Source organism: Herbivorax alkaliphila, from assembly GCF_030848475.1.
Taxonomy (GTDB): domain Bacteria; phylum Bacillota; class Clostridia; order Acetivibrionales; family Acetivibrionaceae; genus Herbivorax.
On record NZ_JAVDDS010000001.1, the window covers coordinates 1 to 26,760 of the forward strand.

General features: G+C 32.5%; 17 protein-coding genes. 4 read left to right on the forward strand and 13 right to left on the reverse strand.

Annotated features, from left to right (window positions below):
- Window positions 1-2,778: cohesin domain-containing protein (locus RBH29_RS00005; RefSeq protein WP_306694179.1), on the reverse strand; the 2,778-nt coding region annotated here is incomplete at its 3' end.
- Between the two features lie 1,193 nt (window positions 2,779-3,971).
- Between RBH29_RS00005 and RBH29_RS00010 the strand changes: the two genes are divergently transcribed.
- A complete protein-coding gene (locus tag RBH29_RS00010) occupies window positions 3,972-4,943 on the forward strand; it encodes a calcium/sodium antiporter (RefSeq protein WP_306694180.1) in 972 nt (323 codons plus the stop codon).
- Between the two features lie 346 nt (window positions 4,944-5,289).
- Window positions 5,290-7,386, forward strand: a complete 2,097-nt coding sequence (locus RBH29_RS00015; RefSeq protein ID WP_306694181.1) for a glycoside hydrolase family 9 protein — start codon at window positions 5,290-5,292, stop codon at window positions 7,384-7,386.
- 264 nt (window positions 7,387-7,650) lie between these two features.
- Here RBH29_RS00015 and RBH29_RS00020 read toward each other — a convergent pair whose 3' ends face one another.
- The 8 genes from RBH29_RS00020 to RBH29_RS00055 all read right to left on the reverse strand — a co-directional run bounded on the left by RBH29_RS00020 (window position 7,651) and on the right by RBH29_RS00055 (window position 14,642).
- On the reverse strand, window positions 7,651-8,301 hold the full coding sequence (locus RBH29_RS00020) for an HAD family hydrolase (RefSeq protein WP_306694182.1): 651 nt from the start codon (window positions 8,299-8,301) through the stop codon (window positions 7,651-7,653).
- Window positions 8,282-8,581: a hypothetical protein gene (locus RBH29_RS00025; RefSeq protein ID WP_306694183.1), complete on the reverse strand. Its 300-nt coding sequence runs from the start codon at window positions 8,579-8,581 to the stop codon at window positions 8,282-8,284. Before RBH29_RS00025 ends, RBH29_RS00020 begins: the two co-directional genes overlap by 20 nt.
- A gap of 269 nt (window positions 8,582-8,850) precedes the next feature.
- Window positions 8,851-9,741 carry a phosphatidylserine decarboxylase gene (locus RBH29_RS00030; RefSeq protein ID WP_306694184.1) on the reverse strand — a complete coding sequence of 297 codons (891 nt, stop codon included), beginning with the start codon at window positions 9,739-9,741 and terminating at the stop codon, window positions 8,851-8,853.
- Window positions 9,742-9,857: 116 nt separating this feature from the next.
- Complete coding sequence (locus tag RBH29_RS00035) at window positions 9,858-10,277, reverse strand: FxsA family protein (RefSeq protein ID WP_306694410.1); 420 nt, start codon at window positions 10,275-10,277, stop codon at window positions 9,858-9,860.
- A 375-nt stretch (window positions 10,278-10,652) separates the two neighbouring features.
- The gene (locus tag RBH29_RS00040; protein WP_306694185.1) at window positions 10,653-12,059 is read right to left on the reverse strand and encodes a peptidoglycan D,D-transpeptidase FtsI family protein; all 1,407 of its coding nucleotides are present in this window, start codon (window positions 12,057-12,059) and stop codon (window positions 10,653-10,655) included.
- Entirely contained in the window at window positions 12,046-13,317 is a 1,272-nt protein-coding gene (locus tag RBH29_RS00045) for an FtsW/RodA/SpoVE family cell cycle protein (RefSeq protein ID WP_306694186.1), read from the reverse strand. Before RBH29_RS00045 ends, RBH29_RS00040 begins: the two co-directional genes overlap by 14 nt.
- Before the next feature lie 13 nt (window positions 13,318-13,330).
- Entirely contained in the window at window positions 13,331-13,774 is a 444-nt protein-coding gene (locus RBH29_RS00050; protein ID WP_306694187.1) for an FHA domain-containing protein, read from the reverse strand.
- A 61-nt stretch (window positions 13,775-13,835) separates the two neighbouring features.
- On the reverse strand, window positions 13,836-14,642 hold the full coding sequence (locus RBH29_RS00055; protein ID WP_306694188.1) for a rhomboid family intramembrane serine protease: 807 nt from the start codon (window positions 14,640-14,642) through the stop codon (window positions 13,836-13,838).
- A 345-nt stretch (window positions 14,643-14,987) separates the two neighbouring features.
- On the opposite strand from RBH29_RS00055, the gene carB reads away from it, so the two are divergent.
- Window positions 14,988-18,209 carry a carbamoyl-phosphate synthase large subunit gene (gene carB, locus RBH29_RS00060; RefSeq protein WP_306694189.1) on the forward strand — a complete coding sequence of 1,074 codons (3,222 nt, stop codon included), beginning with the start codon at window positions 14,988-14,990 and terminating at the stop codon, window positions 18,207-18,209.
- Between the two features lie 206 nt (window positions 18,210-18,415).
- Here the strand turns inward: carB and RBH29_RS00065 are convergent, their stop codons facing one another.
- Window positions 18,416-20,860 (reverse strand): DNA translocase FtsK, encoded by a 2,445-nt coding sequence (locus RBH29_RS00065; protein ID WP_306694194.1) that lies wholly within the window; start codon window positions 20,858-20,860, stop codon window positions 18,416-18,418.
- Between the two features lie 271 nt (window positions 20,861-21,131).
- Here RBH29_RS00065 and yfbR point away from each other — a divergent pair, with 271 nt between their 5' ends.
- On the forward strand, window positions 21,132-21,725 hold the full coding sequence (yfbR, locus tag RBH29_RS00070; RefSeq protein ID WP_306694195.1) for a 5'-deoxynucleotidase: 594 nt from the start codon (window positions 21,132-21,134) through the stop codon (window positions 21,723-21,725).
- A 107-nt stretch (window positions 21,726-21,832) separates the two neighbouring features.
- Here yfbR and RBH29_RS00075 read toward each other — a convergent pair whose 3' ends face one another.
- From RBH29_RS00075 to RBH29_RS00085, 3 genes are all read right to left on the reverse strand, one after another.
- Window positions 21,833-24,193: a transglutaminase-like domain-containing protein gene (locus tag RBH29_RS00075; RefSeq protein ID WP_306694196.1), complete on the reverse strand. Its 2,361-nt coding sequence runs from the start codon at window positions 24,191-24,193 to the stop codon at window positions 21,833-21,835.
- Between the two features lie 208 nt (window positions 24,194-24,401).
- The gene (locus tag RBH29_RS00080) at window positions 24,402-25,637 is read right to left on the reverse strand and encodes a DUF58 domain-containing protein (RefSeq protein WP_306694197.1); all 1,236 of its coding nucleotides are present in this window, start codon (window positions 25,635-25,637) and stop codon (window positions 24,402-24,404) included.
- Window positions 25,638-25,737: 100 nt separating this feature from the next.
- Window positions 25,738-26,679 carry an AAA family ATPase gene (locus tag RBH29_RS00085; protein WP_306694198.1) on the reverse strand — a complete coding sequence of 314 codons (942 nt, stop codon included), beginning with the start codon at window positions 26,677-26,679 and terminating at the stop codon, window positions 25,738-25,740.
- Between the last annotated feature and the right edge of the window lie 81 nt (window positions 26,680-26,760).

The window sequence follows — 26,760 nt, forward strand, 5'->3', positions numbered from 1 at the left end:
CGGTATTTGCACTTCGTCTCCAGCATTTCCTGATACCATATCAACTACCACTGAAAATCCTTCTGGAATATCTTGGTCGTCTTGATCGTCATCATCATCTTGATCGTCTGGTGTTGGTTCTGGTGTTGGTTGTGGTGTTGGTTCTGGTGTTGGTTCTGATGGTTGTGAACCTGTTGGTTCTACACCCCATACCAATTGACCATCTATGTAAGCAGTTACTTTATCCCACTCAGTAAAGCTAGATGCATTTGCATTAAATGAATAATCATTTGATTGATTATAATTTGACCAATCATCCTTAGCAAACCTTCCCTGTATTTCAACAGGTCTGTTTGCTTCTAAGCTTCCTGCTGAACTTGAAAAACTAATTTCAAGGTAATAATCAGCATCACTTGTACTATTACTCATTCTTTCAAAGCTACCTGATACATCTGAAGTTAATGCTTCATATTGATCTCCAACTTTCGCAGCATGATCACACCAGAAAGTCTGTGACTGATCTCCATCAACTGTATAATAGTATCTTAACGTAACATCTGCTAAATTAATTTGTGAGCTTCCAGTGTTTACTAATCTAAATTGAGGAGATATTGAATTACTATCAACAGTTGTGATTGAGTTAAAGAATTCTACTCTCAAATCTCCTGATGGTTGTACTGGCACATCACCATGATCATCATCATCTTGTGGTGGTGTTGGCTCTGGTGTTGGTTGTGGTGTTGGCTCTGGTGTTGGTTCTGGTGTTGATGAATCTAAATTAACTCCACCCTCTACAATTTCAACATCCAATGAATTTAAGTCATAGTCTGCAAATGCTCCTCTTTGTGCTAACGTTATTGGTGCTGCTGCATCAGTTAACACATTTGCTGTTATTGTCGCAAACACTCCATCTTCTTCTATCATGCGATTTCCTAATCCTGTTTCATCCACAAACATAAAGGACAATCTACCATCTGAATCATTTATATGTGATCCAAAATCTGTTGATCCACCTTCTATTATTGCTCCTGGTGTAATGTCTGTTACTTCAATTATTCCAGGCTCATACCAGAATATAAAGTCACAGTTGTTTATTCCACTTGATGGCACATTAGAGAAGTATATAGGTATTTCTACTGTTGAACCTACACTTGCCTCTACACTATCTATTGTCACAACTGTTTCATCACCTGTCGCTGGTGGTGGTGTATCATCTTCATCTTCATCATCATCTTGTGGTGGCGTTGGTTCTGGTGGCTGTGTTGATGAATCTAAGTTAACTCCACCCTCTACAAATTCAACATCCAATGAATTTAAGTCATAGTCCGCAAACGCTCCTCTTTGTGCTAACGTTATTGGTGCTGCTGCATCAGTTAACACATTTGCTGTTATTGTCGCAAACACTCCATCTTCTTCTATCATACGATTTCCTAATCCTGTTTCATCTACAAACATAAAGGACAATCTACCATCTGAATCATTTATATGTGATCCAAAATCTGTTGATCCACCTTCTATTATTGACCCTGGTGTAATATCTGTTACTTCAATCACTCCAGGCTCATACCAGAATATAAAGTCACAGTTGTTTATTCCACTTGATGGCACATCAGAAAAATACACAGGTATCTCTACTGTTGAACCCACACTTGCCTCTACACTATCTACTGTCACAACTGTTTCGTCACCTGTTGCTGGTGGTGGCACTGGTGTATCATCTTCATCATCTTCATCGTCTTCATCATCATCATCATCTTGTGGTGGTTGTGTTGTTGAATCTACATTAACTCCACCATCTACAATTTCAACATCCAGTGAATTTAAGTCATAGTCTGCAAATGCTCCTTTTTGTGCTAACGTTATTGGTGCTGCTGCATCAGTTAACACATTTGCTGTTATCGTCGCAAACACTCCATCTTCTTCTATCATACGATTTCCTAGACCTGTTTCATCTACAAACATGAAGGATAGTCTTCCATTTGAATCATTTATATGTGATCCAAAATCTGTTGATCCACCTTCTATTATTGACCCTGGTGTAATATCTGTTACTTCAATCACTCCAGGCTCATACCAGAATATAAAGTCACAGTTGTTTATTCCACTTGATGGCACATTAGAAAAGTACACAGGTATCTCTACTGTTGAACCTGCACTTGCCTCTACACTATCTATTGTCACAACTGTTCCATCACCTGTTACCGGTGGTTGTACTGGTGGCTGTGAATCATCGCTATCATCGCCATCATCATCATCATCATCATCTTGTGGTGGCGGCTGTGTGGATGAATCTACATTAACTCCACCATCTTCAAAAGAAACAGATACTGCATTTAAATCATAATCAGCAAATGCTCCTTGACTTGCTAATGTTATTGAAGCTGCTTCATCACTTAATACTCTTGCTGTTATCATTGCATATGTTCCATCTGTTTCAATCATACGATCTCCAAGTCCGGTTTCATCTACAAACATCGTTGCTATTCTACCGTCTGAAGAATTTACATTTGAACCAAAGTCTGTCAATCCTCCTTCTATGATGTCTCCCGGTGTAACTTCTGTTACATCCAGCAAATCAGGATCATAACTTAATATGAAATCACAATTATTTACCCCACTCGCTGGCACTCCTGAAAAGTCTACTGGTATTTGTACTGTTGTCCCAGTACTACCTTGGACGCTTCCAATTTTTACTGTTAGTTCTTGAGACGCTGAAACCAATGAATCTGGCAAGGCTCCTGCTGCAAATATAGCGGTTAGCATCGCAACAACTACAAGCATACTGATAACTTTTTTCATTACCATTCCTCCCATAAAATTAATAATATATGATCTTAATAAAAAGACCTCTAAAGGCATTTAATAAATAAACACCTTATATACATACGCTAAAGTAAAGCAATATTAATACAAGCATAATATTATCATGTAAATTTTTATTCTTTTAAAATACCAGAGAGTTCATAACAAGATTAGAATTGGATTTAAATATGATATCAAGTATTGCCATGGTTACTATGTACATACTAAAACTTTGGAACAATCATTTCAGCAAACTATTTTAGTTTCAATATCGCAAACACGCCTATAGCTTTAATAAAAATACTCCTCTAGTACACTCTTATAATACATAAGAATTAAATTGTAAGTAAGATTTGATTATTTTCTAGATTCCTCCCTAATTGAAAATTCTATTATATTATTAACTTAGTATTACTGGGAACACGAGGCTTGTCATTACAGACAATACAACTACAATTACTTATTTGAAATGAACAAATCATTATTCTAAAAACCATATTTAACAACTTGCAACCTCTTCATTTTCCCTTAATACATAGTTATTATCAAAATACTATATTTTTAATTTCATTATATATTAAATTTGATTTTGTTTCAACATTTTTTCAAAATTAAAGCGTTTGTTTTTATTTTATAATTAGATTCCTAAAATTAATGATCTATAAAAAGTTATTTGTTTAATTTTTCTTAGTTGTTAATATGTGTATTGCCTTTCTGTTCTAAACTAGCTTAAACAATGACTTTGTATGCCAAAGCACTCCAAAGTACTGAATATTTTAGAAAATTATTATAAAACATAACCTCTCATCTATATAGTTCGTTAATTCTATTTTTTTTGTGTACATGTGCACACCTATTATTTTATATTTAAAGCAAATAGTGAACTCGTTTAGCTAAAGCTAAACATCGAAGCTTCAGGTGGAGACTCAACTCTACCTTATAGAAGGTAGAGTCTTTGAATAAGATAAACCTCCAAACAAAGTAAGTACATTTTCCTTAAATCGAAGTAAAATTTGTTCTCACATGAGAATATTTACAATCTCTGAACTTCTAACTTTAGGTTTTTGAATATTCTTTTACATTTATTAAATAAATTCGAGTATTTAAAATTACTTTACAGTAAAAAATATATACGTTAAAATGTTATAAGATTTTTACGTTTATGACGAATGGTAAGAAAGGACATATATATGTATTTTGTTTTTTTAATTATAGGATTTGTTTTTTTGATAAAAGGAGCCGACTTACTTGTTGATTCTTCATCAAAATTAGCTGCTATTTACAAATTGTCTCCTTTTATAATTGGAATATCTATAGTTGCTCTAGGCACCAGTGCCCCTGAAGGAGTAATTGGCATTCTATCAGGCATTAAACAAAGCAATGATATAATACTTGGTACAGTATTGGGAAGCTCAATAGCTAATATAGCATTAGTTGTTGGCTTAACAGCATTAGTTTTCCCTATAAAAGTAAAGGAATCAATTTATAAAAGAGACATACCTCTTTCTATAGCATCACAAATGCTATTATTTTTACTAGTCTCTATTGGAGGTATTATTTCTAGATTTGATTCTTTAATACTGCTTACTCTATTTGTATTTTTTATCTTTTATATAGCTTCAGAGTCCAAAAAGAAAAATAATATAAGTACACCCCCAATAGATGTTCTAAAAAATGACAAAGTTACTTCTGAAAATTCATCTAAGAAAAAACTCAAACTGCTTTTTTTAGTGCTTATTGGAATGGCAGGATTAATTGTTGGTGGAAACATGGTTGTCGAAAACGGAAAAGAAATTGCTTTGGTTTTTGGATTGAGTGAAACATTTATTGGACTCTCTATTGTTGCATTAGGAACTTCTTTGCCCGAATTAGTTACAAGTATTGTTGGTTCATTAAAAAAAGAACCTGATATTGTATTAGGCAATATCATTGGAAGCAATATTTTTAATATTCTTTTTGTTCTTGGACTTTCTTCTCTAGTATATCCTATAGAAGCTTCCCCAGAAATTAGAATAGATATGATAATAATTATTCTAGCTTCTATATTGTTATTGCTTTTCTCATTTACACAAAAAACCATAACAAGAAAAGAAGGCTTTTCATTTTTCCTTCTATATATAAGTTATATTGTGTTTGCTTATTTTTCAGGAAATGTAACATAACCCCTTTATAAACCACAAAAAATATCACAAAAGAGACTCAGCAAAGCTATTTTTTTTGTTTTATACTAGATGAAACTTTATAAATGTTATATAATTTATATATAGCTTAATAATAATATATTTTTCGAAAAGTTTTTTTGAATTGTTTATTCTAAGTTTTAGAGAAATTATATGCTTAAGACCATAGGACTTGAAATTCCTAGCATAATTTCAATTTACTTATGAATACCTTCGAAATAACGACCTACATTTAAAGGGTTTTGGACGATGAGAATCAGATGTTATTTCTTATTGAGTTATATATATTTTTTATTATATATTATTTTTTTATAGGAGGAAAAGTTTAATGAAAAAAACTGCTAGTATTTTTTTGTCACTAATTATGTTATTGGCATTTCTTATGCCTAAAGGCCTGCCAATGGCATCAGCTGAATCATCCTTTAATTATGCTGAAGCTCTTCAAAAGGCTATTTATTTTTTTGAGTGCCAACAAGCCGGTCCTCTTCCATCATGGAATCGTGTTGAATGGCGTGGGGATTCAACTTTGAATGATTATGTTACTGGTGGATGGTATGATGCTGGTGATCACATTAAATTCAACTTGCCTATGGCATATTCAGCATCAATGCTTGGATGGGCTCTATATGAATATCCTGAAGGTTTTGAAGCAGCCGAACAAAGGATTTATATGGAAAATAATCTAAGATTTGTCCTTGACTACCTAGTCGATTGTAACAAAGGATCAAGTGTGGTGTATCAAATAGGTGATGGTGCGACTGACCACATATGGTGGGGACCAGTTGAAGTTATTGAGCAAGAAATGGAACGCCCATACTTCACAGGTAAAGGCTCTGCTGTAACTGCACAAATGGCAGCTGCCCTTGCTATAGGATCAATAATTTTTGATGATGATGATTATCTTACTAACGCTAAAAGCTTATTTGATATTGCTGATACAGAAAGAAGCGATAGTACATATACTGCTGCCGATGGATACTATGACTCATGGAGTGGATTCTGGGACGAACTTACATGGGCTGCAACATGGCTGTACCTTGCTACAGACGACGTTTCATATCTTGACAAAGCCGAATCATACATTGAATTCTGGGGCACCGAACCACAAACTGACACTTTATCATATAAGTGGGGCCACTGTTGGGATGACGTAAGATATGGTACTCAACTTCTCCTAGCTAGAATAACCAACAAGGATATATACATAGAATCTACTGAGAGAAATCTTGATTTCTGGACAACAGGATATAATGGTGAACGTATAACATACACACCTGAAGGCTTGGCTTGGCTTGACCAATGGGGTTCACTAAGATATGCAACAACCGCTGCGTTTTTGGCAAGTGTTTATGCTGATTGGGAAGGTTGCCCTCCTGATAAAAAAGAAATTTATGAAGATTTTGCTAAAACACAAGTAGATTATGCTTTAGGCAGCACAGGAAGAAGTTTCGTTGTAGGATTTGGAGATAACCCTCCTCAGCGTCCACATCACAGAACTTCTCATGGTGCTTGGGCTGATACTGATAAAGAACCAGAATATCATAGACATGTTCTTTATGGAGCATTAGTTGGAGGTCCTGGTCAAAACGATGAATATTCTGATGAAATTGATGACTTCGTTCATAATGAAGTAGCCTGCGATTATAATGCAGGATTTGTAGCTGCTCTTTCAAAAATGGTTTCTCTTTATGGAGGAACTCCTGAAGAAAACTTCCCACCTAAAGAGCAGCCTGAAACTGAGTTTTTTGTAGAAGCCAGCATTAACTCAATGGGACCAAACTATACTGAAATTAGAGCAGAATTAAATAATAGATCTGCATGGCCTGCAAGGCTAATTGAGGATTTATCATTTAACTACTATGTTGATCTTACAGAAGTTTTTGAGGCAGGTTATGATGTAGATGATATAGAAGTAGATTTGCGCATAGCAGAGATCCCTGCAACCATAACTCAATTGAAGCATTACTCAGATAATATATACTATACAAAAATATCATATGAAGATGGCACTGACATTTACCCTGGAGGACAATCAGAACATAAACGGGAAGTACAATTTCGTATTTCAGCTCCTCAAGCAACGGATTTTTGGAATCCAGACAATGATTTTTCATATCAAGGACTTGTACGTGACCATGTAACATCAAAAACTGAATATATACCTGTATATGATGGAAACACTAAATTATTTGGTTTAGAACCTGAATCGTCAGAAGAACCTGTTTTAATGGGAGATCTTAATGGCGATGGGATAATCGATTCCTCTGATTATGTCTTACTGAAAAGGTATGTATTAGAAATAACATCCGATTTTCCAATAGATAATGGAGAATTAGCTGCAGACCTTAACGGTGATGGAGTAATTGACTCGTCTGACTGTGTTTTGCTACAAAGATATGTGTTGGAAATAATATCTGAATTTTGAAAAAACATTATTTTTTAAGGGATCATTTGCAAGTGATTCCTTTTTTATCTTATTCTAACACTCCACCTTCTATAAGGTGGAGTTGAGTCTCCACCTGAAGCCTCGATGTTTAGCTTTAGCTAAACGATTTCACTAAGCCCCCGCCTTCTAGAAGGTGGGGGCTCTCTCATTAGTTAAGGAATATCTTAATCTTAGAAATAACGCTCTGTTTTCAAGGACAAAATCCCGATCATTCAACGGGTTTGGGACAACCAAGAGTAATATTTATCCATGTTTTGCAATCTTCTTGATATGATCTTTAGCATCAAAAAGACTTTCTGCTATGTAATCTACAAAACTAAAATCTTGTTTATAAGTATATTTATTTGGAATTGCAATAGTATAGCACCCTGCTTTAACACCTGCTAATGCACCATTACTTGAATCTTCAAGTACAACTGAATCTGACGGCAAAACTTGAAGCTTATCTATTGTTCTCAAATACATTTCAGGATGTGGTTTTCCGTTTATTATTTTGTCTGATGGCTGTAAAACTTCAAAATAAATTTTTAAATCCAGTTTATCCAATACAATTTGTAAAAACTTATCTGGTGAACCTGTTGCTATTGCCAATTTCATCTTGTTTTTAAATTCATCTAAAATGTCAAAAATACCTGGCATGGGAACAAGTTTTTCTTTGAGTTTTTGAACAAATAATTTATCCCTCAACTCTAAAAGTTCTTCTAAAGGAATATCAATTTCTAAATGATTTGCAAAAATCCCTATTGCCTCTATAGGCTTTCTACCCATCATTTCCCATAGGGTTTCGTCTTTTACTTCTTTGTTAAATTTCTTTGCTATAATTCTTTCAGTTTCAAAATATAAACCTTCTGTATCAATCATCAATCCATCCATATCAAATATAATTGCTTTCATTTTTATTTCCTTCCTTTTTTTCATCAATTTCGTTTTTCAATTTTTTTAAATTATTTATTTTTCCTGTCATATATAAGATATTATTAACATATCTGTCCAGAACACTCTCAACTGCCTTCAATGTTGGCTCATTAAAGTCTTGCATATTTTTTTCCCTGCAATAATTTAAAATGCTTTCTACAAGTTCTTTATCTTTAACTACTTCATTTAGTTCACAGTTTAACTTTTTTAAATTGTTTAATATATAAGGATATTCATTTAATATATCTTTTTCTCTCATAAGAAATCCTCCTGTTCTTTTTATAAAGCAAAGCCTCTGGAGTAACGAACTTTTTTGCTTTTAAGTTTTATATGTCTGCTCTAAAACTTAAAAATAACAACTGTTTTACATGTTCAAAAAAAACATTTTTACAAACACTAAAACCCCACCGAACATATGTTCTTATTATACAATACTTTTTATTAAATGACTATCTTATACGTTTTTGTTTAGAAGTAATTAAATACAAAAATCTTATGTTTTCTCAAAATCCCTTTGTTTTTTATCTATTACAACTTATTTTTTCCTATTATTTCACCTGCTTTAATTTTAGTTTCATATCCTAATTTTGTTTGATGTAATATATCTTCATCTAGCCTGACACAATCTTTTTTTATTAAAATTATAACAGTCGAACCACCAAATTTAAAAAAACCTTTTTCACTACCTCTTTTAATAAATTCTCCTGGCTTATATGTTTGAACAATAGAGCCAACACAAGTGGCTCCGACTTCGACATATATTAATTCTTTATAATTTTTTGATTTTAAAACACTATATTCTCTTATATTTTGACAAAACACCTTAGGATACGACAATAAAGCCATAGGGTTAACAGAATAATAATGTCCTTTTATTCTTTTACTTTTGCTGCATATACCATCATCAATAAAATGAAATCTGTGATAATCTGTAGGGTTTAACCTTAACACTATGGCAGTTCCTCCATTATAGTTATCTATAATTTCATCGCTAGATATTAACTCTTTAAATGTATAGCTAATACCTTTTATTTCAATATTCTTGTTTATATCTATATTCATCCACCCTCGAATTCTACCATCTCCTGGTGATAAAAAAAATTCTGGGTTCTTAGAAAAAGGTCGTGCATGTGACTTTACTTTTCTTGTGAAAAACTCATTAAATGTCCTAAAATCTTCTGGCTCATCACAAAATTCTGACATATCCACACTATATTTTTTTATAAATTTTTTTATTTTCAAGGCACTAACTCTACTATCGCACAATTTCCCGGCAAGCACAGAGTATAGCTTTCTTTTTAACATCAGTTCCAATCCAGCTTTGCCACATGTTGTGTTATATAAAACTTTCATGAATTTTTCTCCTGCTACCTTTTCTATATCGTATTCCTTAGTTTGTCTATTGTATATTTTAATCATATCCAAACTCCCTTGCAAAAAATATATTATATTTGTACTAACACCTGTGTGTGAATATTGTTTTTCATGTTTACTATCTAGTTTGCACTATATAAACATATTAAAACACACGTGAATTAATCATAATATTTATATCGAACTTTCACGTCGCCAGCTTGAATTAAATTATATAACTTTGTTTTAATTATCTTTCGGTATAGACCCCTCGTTCCAGGTATGATAAGGGAAAAACCTAAAATGTCAGTTATAACTCCAGGAGTTAAAAGTAATGCACCACCAATTAAAACACACAACCCATTTATTAATTCATCACCAGGTAACCTTCCACTGTTAATATCCAATTTAATACGCCTAATTACAATCCTACCTTCACTTTTCGCCAAATATGCTCCGATAATTCCTGAAAAAACTATAATTCCAATAGTTGAAAGAATACTTGTCATACTTGTTATTTTTATCAAAACGTATAACTCTAAAACAGGAATCACTGTAAATAAAAGTATTAACTTTGTTAATAAATTTCTTCCTTTGCTAATTAATCTTCACCTACCTTCTTTTTTTATAAACTATATGAATAATTCTTTAACAGCCTGCCCTAAAACCAATAATTATTTTACGGTTTGTTAAATCTTTACACTAAAACACTTTTTTAAAAGATTTATCCTCTTTATTATCTTAATAAATAAATATATAAAACGCAAGCCACACATAAATAACATGCACCCATAAATGACGGGGGTGTATATTAAATGTGAAGAAAATATAGAAGATTGTTAAAAAAATGTATAAAGAAACATATAAAACATATAATACTAGCAAGCTCTTCTTAGCACACACCGAAGAGCTTTTATAAAACACAGGGGAATTGATTTTCTCCTGTGTTTTAATGTTAGTTTTTCTCTTATAAACATCTATTTTAAATTCTGCAAATACTCATTCATTATTTCTCCTGCAATAGGTGCAGAAACCCCACTCCCAGAACCACCATGCTCAACAACAACTGCTACTGCTATCTCAGGGTCTTCAACTGGTGCAAACCCAATAAACCATGCATGCTCTTTATCTTTATTTTTTTCTGACAAATTGTTTTCTGCTGTGCCTGTTTTCCCTGCAACGCTAATATTTCCAACTTTTGCACTTCTACCTGTTCCATTTTCTATAGCTTCATACATCATCTCTTTAATAGTATTTGCCGTTTCCTGTTCCATAATTTCATATAGTATATCAATCTTTGCACTTTCAATTTCTTTTTCATCTGGTGACTCAACAGATTTCACCAAGACAGGCTTCATCACTTTTCCTTCATTAGCTATACCTGCTGCAACCATAGCCATATGAAATGGTGTAAACACCATTTCACCCTGTCCTATAGCAACTGCCGCCATATCATTTTCTCCCATACTATCATAGGGAAAAATACTTTTATTTACAGTAATATCAAATGGTATATCCCTATTCATACCTATTCTGTTAGCTAGGTCTTTAAGCTGGTCACTCCCAAGTTTAACGCCTATTTGCGAGTAAACAACATTGCTTGAAGCAGCAAGTGCTTTTTTTATATCTATACTTCCAAGAGCCCTTTTCCCTGCATTTCTTATTTCATAACCATCAATAATCACTGTGCCTTTATCCTCAAATACTTCTTTATCAAATTCATTTTCAATTGCTCCTACAGTTGTAATAACTTTAAAAGTTGAGCCTGGAGCATAAAGTCCCTGAGTCGCTCGTGGTAAAAGAATAGCTTTATCTGATTCAACAATACCTACCCAGTTTTCCTCAAGCCATTTATCATTAGTATCAAAATTAGGCTTGCTTACAAGGGAAAGTACCTCTCCACTTTTAGGGTCTATAGCTACAATGGCTCCAATTTTATCTTTCAAAAGACTTTCTCCCAGTTTTTGAAGTCTATGATCTAACGTGACATAAATATTATTTCCTTTGCTTTCTCGATCAATCATTCCAAAAACCTGACTATATCTATCAATCCCCAATAAATAACTATTATACGATGCTTCTAAAAGTGATTTTCCATAAACTCTCGAATCATAACCTATAACATGACTGTATAAAGCCCCATATGGATATACACGTTCGTATACATCACCATTTTTCTCACTATATGCCAAAACAACTTCATTTCTATCAAGTATGCTACCTCGCATAGTGTTTTCTTCTATTTCGTTATTTCTTCTATTGTAGACATTTTGCATCATATTTTCACCTTCAAAAATTTGCCAATATGTTAAATAAGCTACAATAAGAAAAAAAAGTACGCACATTATTATCAATACTCTGATAATTTTTTTATTTACATCCATAAGTTTCACCCTCACTGCTAAAATCCCCATTTGATATTGCCTGTAATACACCTAAAATAATAAAACTTGAAACAAGAGAACTTCCACCATAGCTAACAAATGGAAGTGTTGTCCCAGTCAAAGGAATAAGCTTTATTACTCCTCCAATAATTGTACATGTTTGTATTCCAATCATAAGAGTAAGTCCTAATACCACTACTTTCTCAAATCTATCCTTTATATTTAAAGCAATCTTAAATGCTCTGTAACATAAAAGCATATATAAAAGAACTATTGCTGCACCTGTCAATGTTCCCATCTCTTCGCATATTGCAGAAAATATAAAATCTGTGCTAGATTCTGGAATCATATATGGTTTACCCATTCCCAATCCTGTTCCAAAAAAGCCTCCAGAGCCTATGGCAAATAATGATTGGGCTATCTGATATCCCTTTCCTAAAATGTCTTCCCAAGGATTGAGCCAAACCTCAACTCTCACTCTTACATGATAAAAAAACATATACCCTATTAAGACAGTTGGAAATATTAACCCACAGTTTAAATTTAAAAAATTCTTGTCTTCACTAAAAATATAGAGAATAAAGAGATATACCAACAATAATAACGCTATCGTTCCCCATTCTCTTTGCAAAATAAGAAACCCTATATGTAAATAGGTAATCAACATTAATAATAGTCTATTAATTATTATTCTATTTTTGTGACTATAATTAGAATTCTTTAAAAATAACTTATCTGGACTTTTGAAATAACATCCAAGAAAAAAAACATATAAAATTTTACTAAGTTCTAAAGGTTGAAAGCTGTGTCCCGCTATTATAATCCAATTTTTAGCACCATTAATTGTAGTTCCAAAAATAAGAGTCAAAATATATAACACAACAGGCACACCTATGTAGAACTTGGTATATTTATCCCAATTTTTTATTTTAAAATAACTATGATATGTTGCAAAAAACACAATAATACCTATAAACATCCATATAATCTGCTTAATAGCTAGGTCAGGATTTAATCTGTATATCATCATAATTCCAATGCTCAAAAGCATTGATACAATTAAAAATAGATACCCTTCACCAAGTTTCTTCTTTAAAATTACAATATAAGATATGCAAATCATTCCCAATATAGAAAAACAGGGTAAAAATGCATGCCAATTATATGGTGTATTCTTAAAGGCTAAAAATGCATACGCAATGATATTAATAAAAACAATCATACTTAAAGGTTTATAATAGTTTATTTTTTCAAACATAAAAACACCTCATTTACTCACCCTTAGCAAAAATAAATTCAACTTGTCCTATTTTTATTATATCTTTATCTCTTAATAAGTTTCTATTATTTTCAAGTCTTTTTTGGTTGACAAATACTCCATTTTTACTGTCTAAATCTTTTAAATAGACTTCCCCATCTTCTAAAATAAATTGTGCGTGTATGCCAGAAATAAAAGAATCTTTTATGACAATATCATTCTTGTCCTGTCGCCCAATTGTCATGCTTTTAGACAATACATAGGTATCTTCTAGCTTAAAATCAAATTTCTCTCTTTTACTTTTTAATCTTAAGCAGGAAAAACCTTTATCTAAATCAACTTTACTAACATTCATAGACTTTATATCAAGATAGATAAGACGAATAATACTAAAGATAAATAAATATATAATTAATGCAAAAAAAACTTTAACTATAAGCAACACTACCTCAAACATTTTACTCCACCCCTTAAACAAATCACTGACACTCTTTATAAAACATTTAAACAAATATCTTTTAAGTTGTATGTTTGTGATTATTTATATGATCTTCACAGTATTCATAATCACTGCCACATATTTTACAATACCCAAAAGACAAGTTAGGGAACTCCTTCGATGTTCTTCCACATTCCCTGCATCTATGAACAAACTCAAATTTTTTAGGAGGTGCTATAACTTTGAACTTTTTACGCTTTCTTTTTTTCAATAAAGCAGCTGTTTTAGGAAGTATCCACCTTTCAAAAAATCCTCTCCCAAAAAATACAAAAAAGTTAGAAAATGAAAGTACAGCCGCTACTTTATCTGGCATATCTCCAAAAATTACAGTGAATATTACAAAAAATATGTTAAACCAAGCTAAATATTTTACTTTTACAGGTATGATAAAAAATAAGAGCAACTTAAAATTCGGGTTTAAATAGGCAAATGCAATGAATATTGACAAATTCAAATAAATAACAGAGCCTGATCCAGTAATAAAAGCTGCTATAATAGCGGACAACATGCCAATAAAATAATACAGATTAAATCTAAAGCTTCCCCACATGTCTTCTAGAGATTTCCCAAATATATACAATATATATAGTGCAAATACTACAAATATATTATAGCTCGGAGGTATAAATATAAAAGTTATAAGTCTCCAAACCTGACCTCTTAATACCTGATCGCGATTAAGCCTCAACATTTCATCAATAACATACAATCTTTCACTTAAACTTACTGCTACAAATATAAATGCAGCTGCTATAACAATGTATTTTATAAGGCCTCTTATTGCAAATCCACCATATTTACGCTCAAGTCTATCAATCCAATTCAAATTTAAACAACCCTTTCAAAAAGTTAATACTATTTTTATTCTACATATTTTTAAAAACTCCTTTATTCATACATATTATTCCCATAGAAATTTCTCTTATATGTAAAACCATAATATAAATCTGGTTTTAGTAAAATCTTTGTGCTCAATTTTATGTTTAAGCTTTTCTTGAAAAGCTCTCTATAAAGGCATATGTTTCTTTTTGTATTTAAATTTTTTATTCTCAAATAATATTTTTATTAAAATTTCTAAAAAAATATGCTGTTTCTTTATGTAACTTGGTGTATAATAGTTAAGAAAATAATTTATTTTAAATATATATTTTTAAAGTAAGGAGTCAATAATATGCCAAAACTTAATGACATTAAAAAAATAATGATTATAGGTTCTGGGCCTATTGTTATAGGGCAGGCCTGTGAGTTCGACTATTCTGGAACTCAAGCATGTAAGGCTCTTCGGAATATGGGCTATGAAATTGTACTGGTAAATTCAAATCCAGCAACCATTATGACCGATCCAGGCATTGCTGATGCAACCTATGTTGAACCATTAAATTTAAAAAGAGCAACAGAAATAATTGAAAAAGAACGTCCGGATGCACTGCTTCCTAACTTAGGAGGCCAGTCCGCATTAAATTTATGTCTAGAACTCTCTAAAGCAGGGGTTCTAGAGAAATATGGTGTAAAAGTAATCGGGATTCAGGTAGATGCAATAGAACGTGGTGAAGATCGTATTGCTTTTAAGGAAACTATGAATAAGCTAGGTATTGAAATGGCAAGGAGTAAACCTGCATATAGTGTGGAAGAAGCTGAAAAAATTGCTATGGAACTGGGCTTTCCAGTTGTTGTCCGCCCAGCCTATACTATGGGAGGAACTGGTGGCGGCTTGGTTTACAATGTAGAAGAATTAAAAGTTGTTGCAAGTCGTGGTATTGCATCTAGTATGGTTGGTCAAGTACTAATAGAAGAATCAATACTAGGCTGGGAAGAGCTGGAGCTGGAAATTGTTCGTGATTCCAAAAACCAAATGATAACTGTATGTTTTATTGAAAATATTGATGCACTGGGTGTGCATACTGGAGACTCATTTTGCAGTGCCCCCATGCTTACAATAAGTACAGAACTTCAAAAAAGACTTCAAAAGCATGCATACGATATAGTAGAATCCATACAGGTAATTGGAGGTACTAATGTTCAGTTTGCTCATGATCCTAAAACAGATCGAATAGTGGTTATTGAAATAAACCCCAGAACTTCTCGCTCTTCTGCATTAGCATCTAAAGCAACAGGATTTCCTATTGCTTTTATCTCTGCCATGTTAGCTGCTGGATTAACTTTAGACGAAATCCCTTACTGGCGTGATGGAACCCTTGACAAATATACCCCTTCTGGTGATTATACCGTTATTAAATTTCCACGTTGGGCTTTTGAAAAATTCAAAGGTGCTGAAGACAAGCTTGGTACACAAATGAAGGCAGTGGGAGAGGTTATGAGCATTGGCAAAAACTACAAGGAAGCTTTTCAAAAAGCTGTACGTTCTTTAGAAATTGGTCGTTATGGATTAGGTTTTGCCAGTGACTTCAACCAGCGTTCTTTGGAAGAGCTTATGCAAATGTTGGTAGAACCTTCAAGTGAACGTCAATTTATTATGTATGAAGCTTTACGAAAAGGTGCCAAAATAGATGTGCTTCATAGACTAACCAACATTAAACACTGGTTTATTGAACAAATGAATGAAATGGTTTTATTGGAAGAAGAAGTTTTAAAATATAAAAACAATACTTTGCCTGATAATTTACTAATTCAGGCTAAAAAGGACGGTTTCTCTGATCGTTATCTCTCAATGCTTTTAGATATACCAGAAAAAGAAATTCGTCATCGCCGTACTTCCTTAGGTGTAGTTGAAGGCTGGGAACCTGTTCCTGTTAGTGGTGTTGATGATGCAGCCTACTATTATTCCACTTATAATGCACCTGATAAAGCTTATTCCACAAATCGCAAAAAAATAATGGTATTAGGAGGCGGCCCTAATAGAATCGGTCAGGGAATTGAATTTGATTATTGCTGTGTTCACGCAGCTTTTGCCCTTCGTGATATGGGATATGAAACAATTATTGTAAACTGTAATCCCGAAACAGTTTCTACTGACTATGACACTTCTGACAAATTATACTTCGAACCTCTTACTGTTGAAGACGTTCTTAGTATTTATGAAAAGGAAAAGCCTTTAGGAGTCATTGTTCAATTTGGAGGTCAAACTCCTTTAAATATTGCTAACGAATTAGAAGAGGCAGGAGCAAATATTTTAGGCACTCCACCTGAAATTATTGATCTTGCAGAAGATCGCGATAGATTCCGCCAAATGATGGAAAAACTAGATATACCAATGCCCGAATCAGGTATGGCAAGTAACCTAGATGAAGCCATAACTGTAGCAAACCGTATTGGCTATCCTTTAATGGTAAGACCTTCATACGTTCTTGGTGGACGGGGAATGGAAGTTGTCTATGATGAAGATATGTTAAGAAAATATCTAGACTCAGCTGTTGGAGTTACAAAAGAAAACCCTATTTTAATAGATAGATTTTTAAATAATGCCATTGAAGCTGAGGCCGATGCAATAGCCGATGGAGTAGACGCTTTTGTACCTGCAGTAATGGAACACATTGAATTGGCTGGTATTCATTCTGGAGACTCTGCATGTGTTATCCCTACAACAAGCATACCTCAAAAACACCTTGAAACCATTTATGAATATACAGGGAAAATTGCTAAAGAACTTAAAGTTATCGGACTTATGAATATACAATACGCTATTTCAGATAACAAAGTATATATTTTAGAAGCAAATCCACGTGCATCAAGAACAGTTCCCCTTGTATCAAAAGTTTGCAGCATTTCAATGGCAAACATCGCCACTAATCTAATGATGTTTGATGAAATAGGCAAAAAATCAGATATAAGTGATTTTACTCGCAAGAAAATACCTCATTTTGGAGTTAAAGAAGCAGTATTTCCATTTAACATGTTCCCTGAAGTAGATCCTCTACTAGGCCCTGAAATGCGCTCTACTGGAGAAGTATTGGGGATTGCCGACTCATTTGGTCTTGCATTCTTTAAATCTCAGGAAGGCACACAGGTTCCACTGCCTACATCAGGAACAGTTTTAATTAGTGTAGCTAACCATGATAAACCTGCTATGTTGGAAGTTGCAAAAGAATTCTCAAAACTAGGGTTTAATATCAAGGCCACAGAGGGAACACACCTTTTCCTTAAAGAAAAAGGAATAAATTCAGAAATTATAAAAAAGCTACATGATGGGCGTCCAAATATTGTAGACGGCATTATGAACAAGGAAATACAACTAGTTATAAATACACCTTCTGGTAAGTTAAGTCAACATGATGACTCCTATATCCGTAAAGCAGCAATAAAGCACAATATACCTTACATTACCACTATTACTGCTGCTTCGGCCAGTGCTAAAGGCATTGCTGCTTATAAGGAAACTCAGACAAAAGACAATGGAGTCAAATCACTGCAAAATTATCATTTAGATATCAAATAAGAAATGAGCCTAAAGGCTCATTCTTATTTGATTAGTAATGGCTAAAAAATAGTGAACTCGTTTAGCTAAAGCTAAACATCGAGACTTCAGGTGGAGACTCAACTCCACCTGAAGATTTATAAGAGCAACTCCACCTTCTATAAGGTGGATTCTTAGAATAAGATAAAAATTTATTTCTAAAGCATTACTTAATAATCATTTTACTTTTAATCTGATAATTCCCTTTCCTGCCACTGACTTTTGGTGATTAATACCTTCCTAGGTTTACTTCCCTCAAAAGAACCAACTATACCTTGTGCTTCCATGCTGTCTAATATTCTCGCAGCCCTAGAATATCCTATTTTAAATTTTCTTTGTATCAAGGAAGTTGAAGCCTGCCCCTGTTCAATAACCATGTTTATAACTTGAGGTAATAATTCATCCTCATTATTGCTGTCCTTTTTTGTTGACTCCACCTGGCTATCTATCTCTTTTAAGATGTTTTCATCATATCTGGACGTCTCCTTTGATTTAATAAAGGAAACTATTGATTCAACCTCTTTATCAGTTATAAAAGCTCCCTGAACTCTTACAGGCTTTGAAACACCTAGTGGACTAAACAACATATCCCCTTTGCCCAAAAGTTTTTCTGCTCCTGACATATCTAATATTGTACGAGAATCTATCTGTGACGAAACGGCAAAAGATATTCTTGAAGGCACATTAGCTTTAATTACACCTGTTATTACATTTACAGAAGGTCTTTGAGTTGCAATTACTAAGTGCATTCCTGCAGCCCTTGCCATCTGAGCTAACCTGCAAATACAATCTTCAACATCATTAGGTGCTACCATCATAAGATCAGAAAGCTCATCAATTATTATTACTATTTGAGGAAGAGTCTCTTTCCCCTGCTTTTCCATTATATCATTGTAACCTTTTAAATCTCTTACACTATTGTCTGCAAAAAGTTTATACCTATTGGTCATTTCATGTACCGCCCAGTTTAAGGCTCCTGCAGCCTTCTTAGGCTCGGTTATCACTGGAATTAAAAGGTGAGGAATTCCATTGTACACTCCTAGCTCTACTACTTTGGGGTCTATCATCAAAAATCTCACTTCATCTGGAGAAGCTTTATAAATTAAACTGGCTATCAATGTATTTATACAAACACTTTTTCCCGAGCCAGTAGCTCCAGCAATAAGCAAATGAGGCATTGTAGCTATATCTGCTATAACTGAAGTCCCTGCAATATCTTTTCCAACCGCAAAAGAGAGTTTTGATGTATGCTTTGAAAATTTATAAGAGTCAATTACTTCCCTTAGTAAGACTGGCGTAACTTCTGTATTTGGAATTTCAATGCCAACAGCTGCTTTTCCTGGTATAGGTGCCTCTATTCTCACACATGTTGCCGCAAGATTTAGAGCAATATCATCTGTAAGATTTACAATTTTACTCACTTTAACTCCATAATCAGGTTGAACCTCATATCTTGTTACTGAAGGTCCTTCGCTTACATTTAAAATTTTAGCCTTAACTCCAAAACTATTTAAAGTATCAATAAGCTTTTTGGCATTTCTTCCAGAATCAACTCCTACTAGCTCAGAGTTCTTTTCAATGCAAGGCTTTTTTAATAATTCCATTGGAGGAATAACATTATTTAAGCTTTTCTTTCTCATTTTATCATTATCTTTTTGAATACAATTTTCTTCATCGTCTCTATTCTTTTGTTCTGTATAAAAACGATAGTTTAACACATTCTCATAATCAGAACCATTCTTATAAACCTCAGAGTCTACAACCTTTTCCTCTTTAGCATCATTATCTTGAACATTTGAAATCTTTGAAATCTTCAAAACCTCATCATTTTCCCTTCCACTTTCCACATTATCCTTCACTTTTTCTTCTACGTCTTTTTCTATATTATCTTTCTCTTTTTGTTCTACGTCTTTTTCTATTTCGTCTTTTATATCATCCCCATCATATTCTTCTGATTTATCAAATTCACCCTCTTTATCGTCATACATTTCATCTTTTTCCAATATAGTTTCCTTTTCTTTTAAGAAGTTTGTAGAATCAAAAATATCGGGGTTTTCGTCATTACTTATTATTTTATTTTCTGTTAATTCACTATCTTCCAATTTTTTATCTTCATACTTTTTATCGCTGTCCTCCATTTCCTCTTTTGATTTCTTAATGATCCTTTTGAAAACAGAATCTGAATAATTAACTGTTTCAACCCAATTATCAACTTTCTCTCTGAGCTCTTTGTTGTCATCTTCTAAAAAATTTTCTTTATTTCTTGAAGAGTTATCATTTTCATCTTTATCTATGACAAAATTTATATTTTTGTTGTCAAGTTTCTTTAATTTATATTTTTCTTCATCATAAATTTCATTTTCCTCATTAAAATTTGTTTTTAAATCCTTAGATTCAAAACTTTTTATATCTTTAGATTTGTTCTTGATAATCTTTTTACGAGTTTTTGAAAAAGACCCTATTAAAAATAACCCACATATTAAAATAAAAAATAAAATTAAAATTCTTGCAACAGTACTTACTAAAAAGTAAAATAATGCAATTAACAAAATTTCAGTTAAAACAAGAAAGACACGCCTTCTCCTTATTTTGACATTTTCTCTTTTGTATCTTGTCTTTTTCATTGATGACATAGTTTTAGCTACCACCTTTGCTTTATCAACAGGTAATTGTTGTAGATATGATTTTTACATAATTCTAATTATAACTATAACACAAAACGTCACCAGCCTCAAATTATCGACAAATTACTGTATATATATATATATATATATTAAAGGTGAAAAAACATTTTTTTTACTAGAAGATTTATAAATGCATGATATAATAGTCTATATCAGTAAATACATTTTGTAAGTTAAACTTTATTACTAAAAAGGAAAGGCTGATTTTAACATGAAAGAGATGCAAAATAAAAAAACAGATACCTATAACTTCATGGCTTTTTTATCAAGACTAAAATATATAAACCGTTGGAGCCTTATGAAAAATACCGAGACAGAAAACATTGCCGAACACAGTCTTCAAGTCGCCATGATTGCTCATATTCTTGCAGTTATTAAAAACAAATACTTCAACGGTAAAGTAAACGCTGACAGATGTGCCATATTGTCTTTATATCACGATGCAAATGAAACAATAACAGGAGATCTTCCTACTCCTATCAAGTATTTCAACCATGAAATGAGAGAAGTTTTTAAAAATATAGAAGATAGGGCAACTGACAAAATTCTATCTATGCTGCCCGACGATATGAAAAAAACATACAGGGACATACTAATCCAAGATCAAAATGAAGAATGGCTTCTAGTAAAAGCGGCTGACAAAATTTCTGCATATATAAAATGTATTGAAGAAGAAAAGTCAGGTAACAATGAATTTAAACAGGCAAAAAAAACTCTGTATTCATCTATTTGTAAAATTGGACTTTTAGAAGTTGACTTTTTTATGGAGAAATTTATACCTGGATTTTATCTATCTCTTGATGAATTCGACTGAAACTGGTTTAACTTTAGCTAAACATTGAATCTCCACCTTAAGATTATAAGAGAAGCTTCTAGGATTTTGAGGATAAAATAACAGAAGTTTGTAAGTCCACTTGCAAACTATATAAACATTGCTTTTAATTTTCCGCTATTTCTTTTTACGTACTTTTTGATGTGTTTGAACATATCCAATCCACTTTTTATGTCTTCATTTGTAGGTTCTATTCCACCGTATTTAGATTTGTTAAAGGTCTCTACAAAGCTATATATATCTATACCTTTTTCATCAAAAACTCTAGTCGCATAATTTGAAGGGGTTTCATATTTTTTAATACCTAAATCTATCTTGTTTAAAATATTTTCTGTTTTCTTAAAAATGCTTTCAAGAGCTTCTTTTCTACCATATTTAAAAACCCTATCTTCCCATACACTATAACGAATAAAAATAAATATTCTTACAAATACCCAAAACATAAAAATCAAATATGGTATTAATAAAAGTTTAATCCACAATGGTGTATCTAAAAATATAAGCCATATATAAGATGATATATCTTTTACTTTTTCCCTAACATTTATTAAAAATAAAATAAATTCACTGGTTCTTTCGTTTGAAACAGTTGGCTCAAATGTCATCCATCCATAACCTGCTATAAAAATCTCTGGAAATGCATGGGCATCTTTTTGCCTTACAACATATTTGCCTGTTTCCTCATCTATTTCATCTGCCACATATCCTTCCACATATCTTGCAGGCAACCCTGCTGCTCTTGCTAAAACAACCATTGCAGCTGCATAATGAATACATATTCCACTTTTGCTTTCAAAAATAAAGAAATCAATATAGTCTTTGCTATTAGCTGCTGTTGGAGGAGATAAATCATACACAAATTCTGAATCATGAAAAAATTGTTCAATTGCCACTGCCTTATCATAATCACTTTTTTCTCCCTCAACAATTTCTTCTGCTAGTCTATATATTCTCTTTGGTAATTGTTCCGGCAAACTTGTAAAATTGTCATAAGCAATATTCATTTCCTTTCTAGCTTCATCCAATATTCTTTTTTTTTCAATGCTAAAATTTGGCTTATCATCATACCTTAAAATTTCAACGTTTTCGCTTTCTAGAATATAATCTCCATAGTCTAATAATAACTTTACAATATCCCTATCTAATAATCTCATAATTTGAAATTGTGTTGACGAATATGAAAATTCCCTCGACATGTAATTAAAAGAATATATGTCGTTTCTATAAGGCTCTTCTTCCACATCTAAAAAACAAAAACCAAGCTCATTTTTATATACCTCTCTACCATCAATAAGTTTTACATTTGTTATCCCATTAGATGTCATGAAATTTCTTCCTATAGAATATCTTGAATAAATAACAGCTTCACTTTCTTTATTTAAAGCTAAAGTATACCCTTCATCAGTAACAATATCTACTAATTTATTAAGTTTTTCATCTACTCCTTCTAATCTCTCAAGAAATCTAATAATAGTGTCAAGCTTCATAAGCCTTGTAACATTTATATCTAATTTATATCCATCAGTTAACCATTTATTTTCTATTAACCATTGATTGTTTTCATATTTATCCCAACTCCTGCTTTTTAGATACAGAGGTTCTTTGGCTTCAACTTCAAATAATACATTTTCTGTCAAAGGTGCAGTTGCTGCACCAACATATCTATTCCTTGTATAATCCATAGGATTGAATATTCCCAAATCACCACTACTTTGAATAACCTCTTGAACTGTTGTATTTACCGGATCTATTGCCTCACCTATTATGCTATCTAAATAAGCAAGCTTCGGTATTGTATTAGGTTTAGGAACTGTCATGGAAAAAAATACAGATATCAAAACCAAAATAACAGCTGAGCCCAAGTACCATTTATTAATTTGAAAAACACTTTTTTGATCTCCATAAGAACCTTCTCTTCTGTTTTTTTCTATATATATTAAAAAAAACAAAACAAGAAAAATCACAAAAGCAACCTCAATTGTTCCATCTGTTTTTGTTGACTGTAATATAAAGGGTACAATGCTAATTAAAAGAATAGAACTAATTCTAAACCGAATAGATGTAAAATAAAAAACTGTACAGGAAAAAAAATACGAAGCTATTAAAATAGTCATGTAATAAAACTCCATAATATGTGTATTGTTTTCAGTGCCAGAACTTATGAACCATAAAATATAATTTACACTGTATTTACTTCCAAATATATTTATACCAATAATGACTAACCCTATGTAAATGATACTAATTGCAACAAAAACCATTCCACCTTTTATGCCTTTCCCTTTTGTATGTATACATACAAAAAACAGGAAACTATTTATTAAAGATATAGTTATTAATGTCATAATTATAGATGTACCAAATAAAGAGCTCATAGCCCAATAAGCAGCTGCAATAGAAAATAGAAGGGGCAATATATAGTTTTTATAACCTTTTAACTTATCTTTCATGGCAAGCTCCTTTCAAGAAAATTCCCTAGCAACCCCCTATGGTTCCTTTCGATGGTTCCTTTCGATGGTTCCTTTCGATGGTTCCTTTCGATGGCTACTTTGTATCCTAGTTTGCGTATATGAGCAGTTTCACATAACAAAACTCTCAGCCTGAGAACCTTTCTTAAACCTAGCAAGGGGTTTCTCTTGCCAATCCCCTGCATAGAAATTACAAAAAAACTCTATTAAGATCTTCAACTGCATCTATTACCCACAGGCTCCCCACTCTTGCTCTTGAGAATAAAGTGTTTTTCTCATTACTTTCACTATCTTCAAAACCCTTTATCATAACTAAATCTATGGAAACTCCAAAATCTAAAAATTTGTTAATTTCATTTGCCAGTAGATTATCTTCATTTCCCGTAAAAACAACAGCGTCACCTATTTCAGAATAGCGTTTTTGCCCATTTTGAGCAATAATATTTACTGGAGGAATTCTATTTGAAGATTTAGAATCTAAAGACCATTTAAATTCAAAGTGTGCAAGTCTGTGTTGAAGCTGAGAAATATTTTTTGTGTCTGCCAAAGGATATCTATCCCATTTATTACCCTCAAATAACCATACATCAACTTCTCTTCCAAATACAACATTAGCATTTGCTATTGCAATTACCGCCTCAAGTACTTTTTCTTCAACGATTAAAACTTCCTCCCCTTTTTGACTCTCACTTTTTTTACTTTTCAATCTTGCTAACAAATCTCTTTTCTGAGTTTTCTCTACCCCGTGGGAATTAATATACGAATCTACAATAAGAACTTTTTTTACAACACCAGTTCCCTCCTCTTTTCTAACCATTAGAGAATCATTTTTGGCAGACAACTTCCAATGAATTTTATGCAAAGGGTCTCCAGGTATATATTGCCTAAATTCGTATCCTGGCTCTCCCCCCCATGTTAAAAGATTATTTGCTGCATTTGCTGTATCCTCTTTTGAATTTGCATCATTTGAGTTTTTAATTATTTTATTGTTTGGTTTAATATGTACAAGTTTAGGTGTTACTATCAATTCCCCCATGTTTTTTTTCTCTTTTATTTCATCTAAAAGAGAAATTTTTAAAACTCCCATATAATCTTTCAATATAATACTTTTAACACCTATCTTCGCCACACCTCTGCACTTTGCCCTGTATCCAACCGTTATAGTCTTTGATTGCATAGGACCAAGAAAAATGCTTATGTTAGGTGGATGAGAAATGCTAAGATTTAGTGCTTCAATAAAGGAAACAGTTATAAAAGGTGCTGGAAGAATGGATTTATTTTTTATAGTTAAGTTAATCTCTGTTAATCTATCTTTTTCAACTTCAGTATTTGGAACCTGAAAAAAAATATCCAGTCTAGATTTTACAGGATATGTGAATATCATGGAAATTGCCGGTGCAAAAATAAGAGTATACAACATCAGCATACTGGATTCTCCACCAATTATGTAATTATATAAAAAAACAAAGACTATCATTAAAAAATACACAACAAATTTAATCATAATACACGCCCTTTTAAATTTATCACAGTGCTAAATCTAAAGCTGGAACTTTTACATTTAAAAGAACCTCTTCTATAACATTGTCTGATGTAATATTTTCCATTTTAGCTTCCTGATTCATTATTATTCTATGGGATAAGACAGGTATTGCCATATCTTGAATATCATCAGGCAAAACATAATCTCTCCCCTTAATGTACGCCCAAGCCTTTGATGCTCTGTACAAATTGAGACTTCCTCTTGGACTGCATCCGACTGTAATATGTTGGTTTTCCCTTGTTTCACTGACAATTTCAATAATATATGATTTTAAACACTCTTCAACTTTAACATTTCTTACATCTTCCTGAAATTTCAATAAGTCAGAAGTACTACAAACTGGGCTCAATTTACGCAAAGGATTTTCAATTCCAAATCTATCAATAATAAGTTTTTCTTCGCTTTTGCTTGGATAACCTATGGTGAGTTTAAGGAAAAACCTGTCCATCTGTGCTTCAGGCAAAGGATATGTACCAAAACTTTCAATTGGATTTTGAGTTGCCAATACCATAAAAGGTTTAGGTATTGGATATGTTTTCCCATCTACTGTCACCTGATATTCTTCCATAATTTCCAACAAACTTGATTGAGTTTTAGGTGAAGATCTGTTTATTTCATCAGCCAGCAAAAAGTTGCACATAGCTGCACCTTCTCTATATTCAAATTCTCTAGTAGCAGGGTTAAACATTGAAAACCCCATTATATCCGAAGGCATTACATCAGGAGTAAACTGAATTCTATTAAACATTCCATTTACAGAACGAGCCATACACGCCACAATTTGAGTTTTTCCTACTCCAGGAACGTCCTCTATTAATACATGACCATCATTTAACAGTGCCACAAGAAAGTGTTTCAATACAAACCTCTTACCAACAATGACTTTTTCCATATTGTCCAGCAACTCTTCCACACTTTTAACCATAGTGTACACCCCTAATTCTCTTTAGTTTTTAACATTCATTGGATAATGATTTTTAGAAACAGCAAAAAAGCAATGACCTTT

Coding starts and splice junctions, on each gene's coding strand:
- RBH29_RS00010 (WP_306694180.1), top strand. CDS start 3,972: ATGTATTTTGTTTTTTTAATTATAGGATTTGTTTTTTTGATAAAAGGA.
- RBH29_RS00015 (WP_306694181.1), top strand. CDS start 5,290: ATGAAAAAAACTGCTAGTATTTTTTTGTCACTAATTATGTTATTGGCA.
- RBH29_RS00020 (WP_306694182.1), bottom strand. CDS start 8,301: ATGAAAGCAATTATATTTGATATGGATGGATTGATGATTGATACAGAA.
- RBH29_RS00025 (WP_306694183.1), bottom strand. CDS start 8,581: ATGAGAGAAAAAGATATATTAAATGAATATCCTTATATATTAAACAAT.
- RBH29_RS00030 (WP_306694184.1), bottom strand. CDS start 9,741: ATGATTAAAATATACAATAGACAAACTAAGGAATACGATATAGAAAAG.
- RBH29_RS00040 (WP_306694185.1), bottom strand. CDS start 12,059: ATGGATGTAAATAAAAAAATTATCAGAGTATTGATAATAATGTGCGTA.
- RBH29_RS00045 (WP_306694186.1), bottom strand. CDS start 13,317: ATGTTTGAAAAAATAAACTATTATAAACCTTTAAGTATGATTGTTTTT.
- RBH29_RS00050 (WP_306694187.1), bottom strand. CDS start 13,774: ATGTTTGAGGTAGTGTTGCTTATAGTTAAAGTTTTTTTTGCATTAATT.
- carB (WP_306694189.1), top strand. CDS start 14,988: ATGCCAAAACTTAATGACATTAAAAAAATAATGATTATAGGTTCTGGG.
- RBH29_RS00065 (WP_306694194.1), bottom strand. CDS start 20,860: ATGTCATCAATGAAAAAGACAAGATACAAAAGAGAAAATGTCAAAATA.
- yfbR (WP_306694195.1), top strand. CDS start 21,132: ATGCAAAATAAAAAAACAGATACCTATAACTTCATGGCTTTTTTATCA.
- RBH29_RS00075 (WP_306694196.1), bottom strand. CDS start 24,193: ATGAAAGATAAGTTAAAAGGTTATAAAAACTATATATTGCCCCTTCTA.
- RBH29_RS00080 (WP_306694197.1), bottom strand. CDS start 25,637: ATGCTGATGTTGTATACTCTTATTTTTGCACCGGCAATTTCCATGATA.
- RBH29_RS00085 (WP_306694198.1), bottom strand. CDS start 26,679: ATGGTTAAAAGTGTGGAAGAGTTGCTGGACAATATGGAAAAAGTCATT.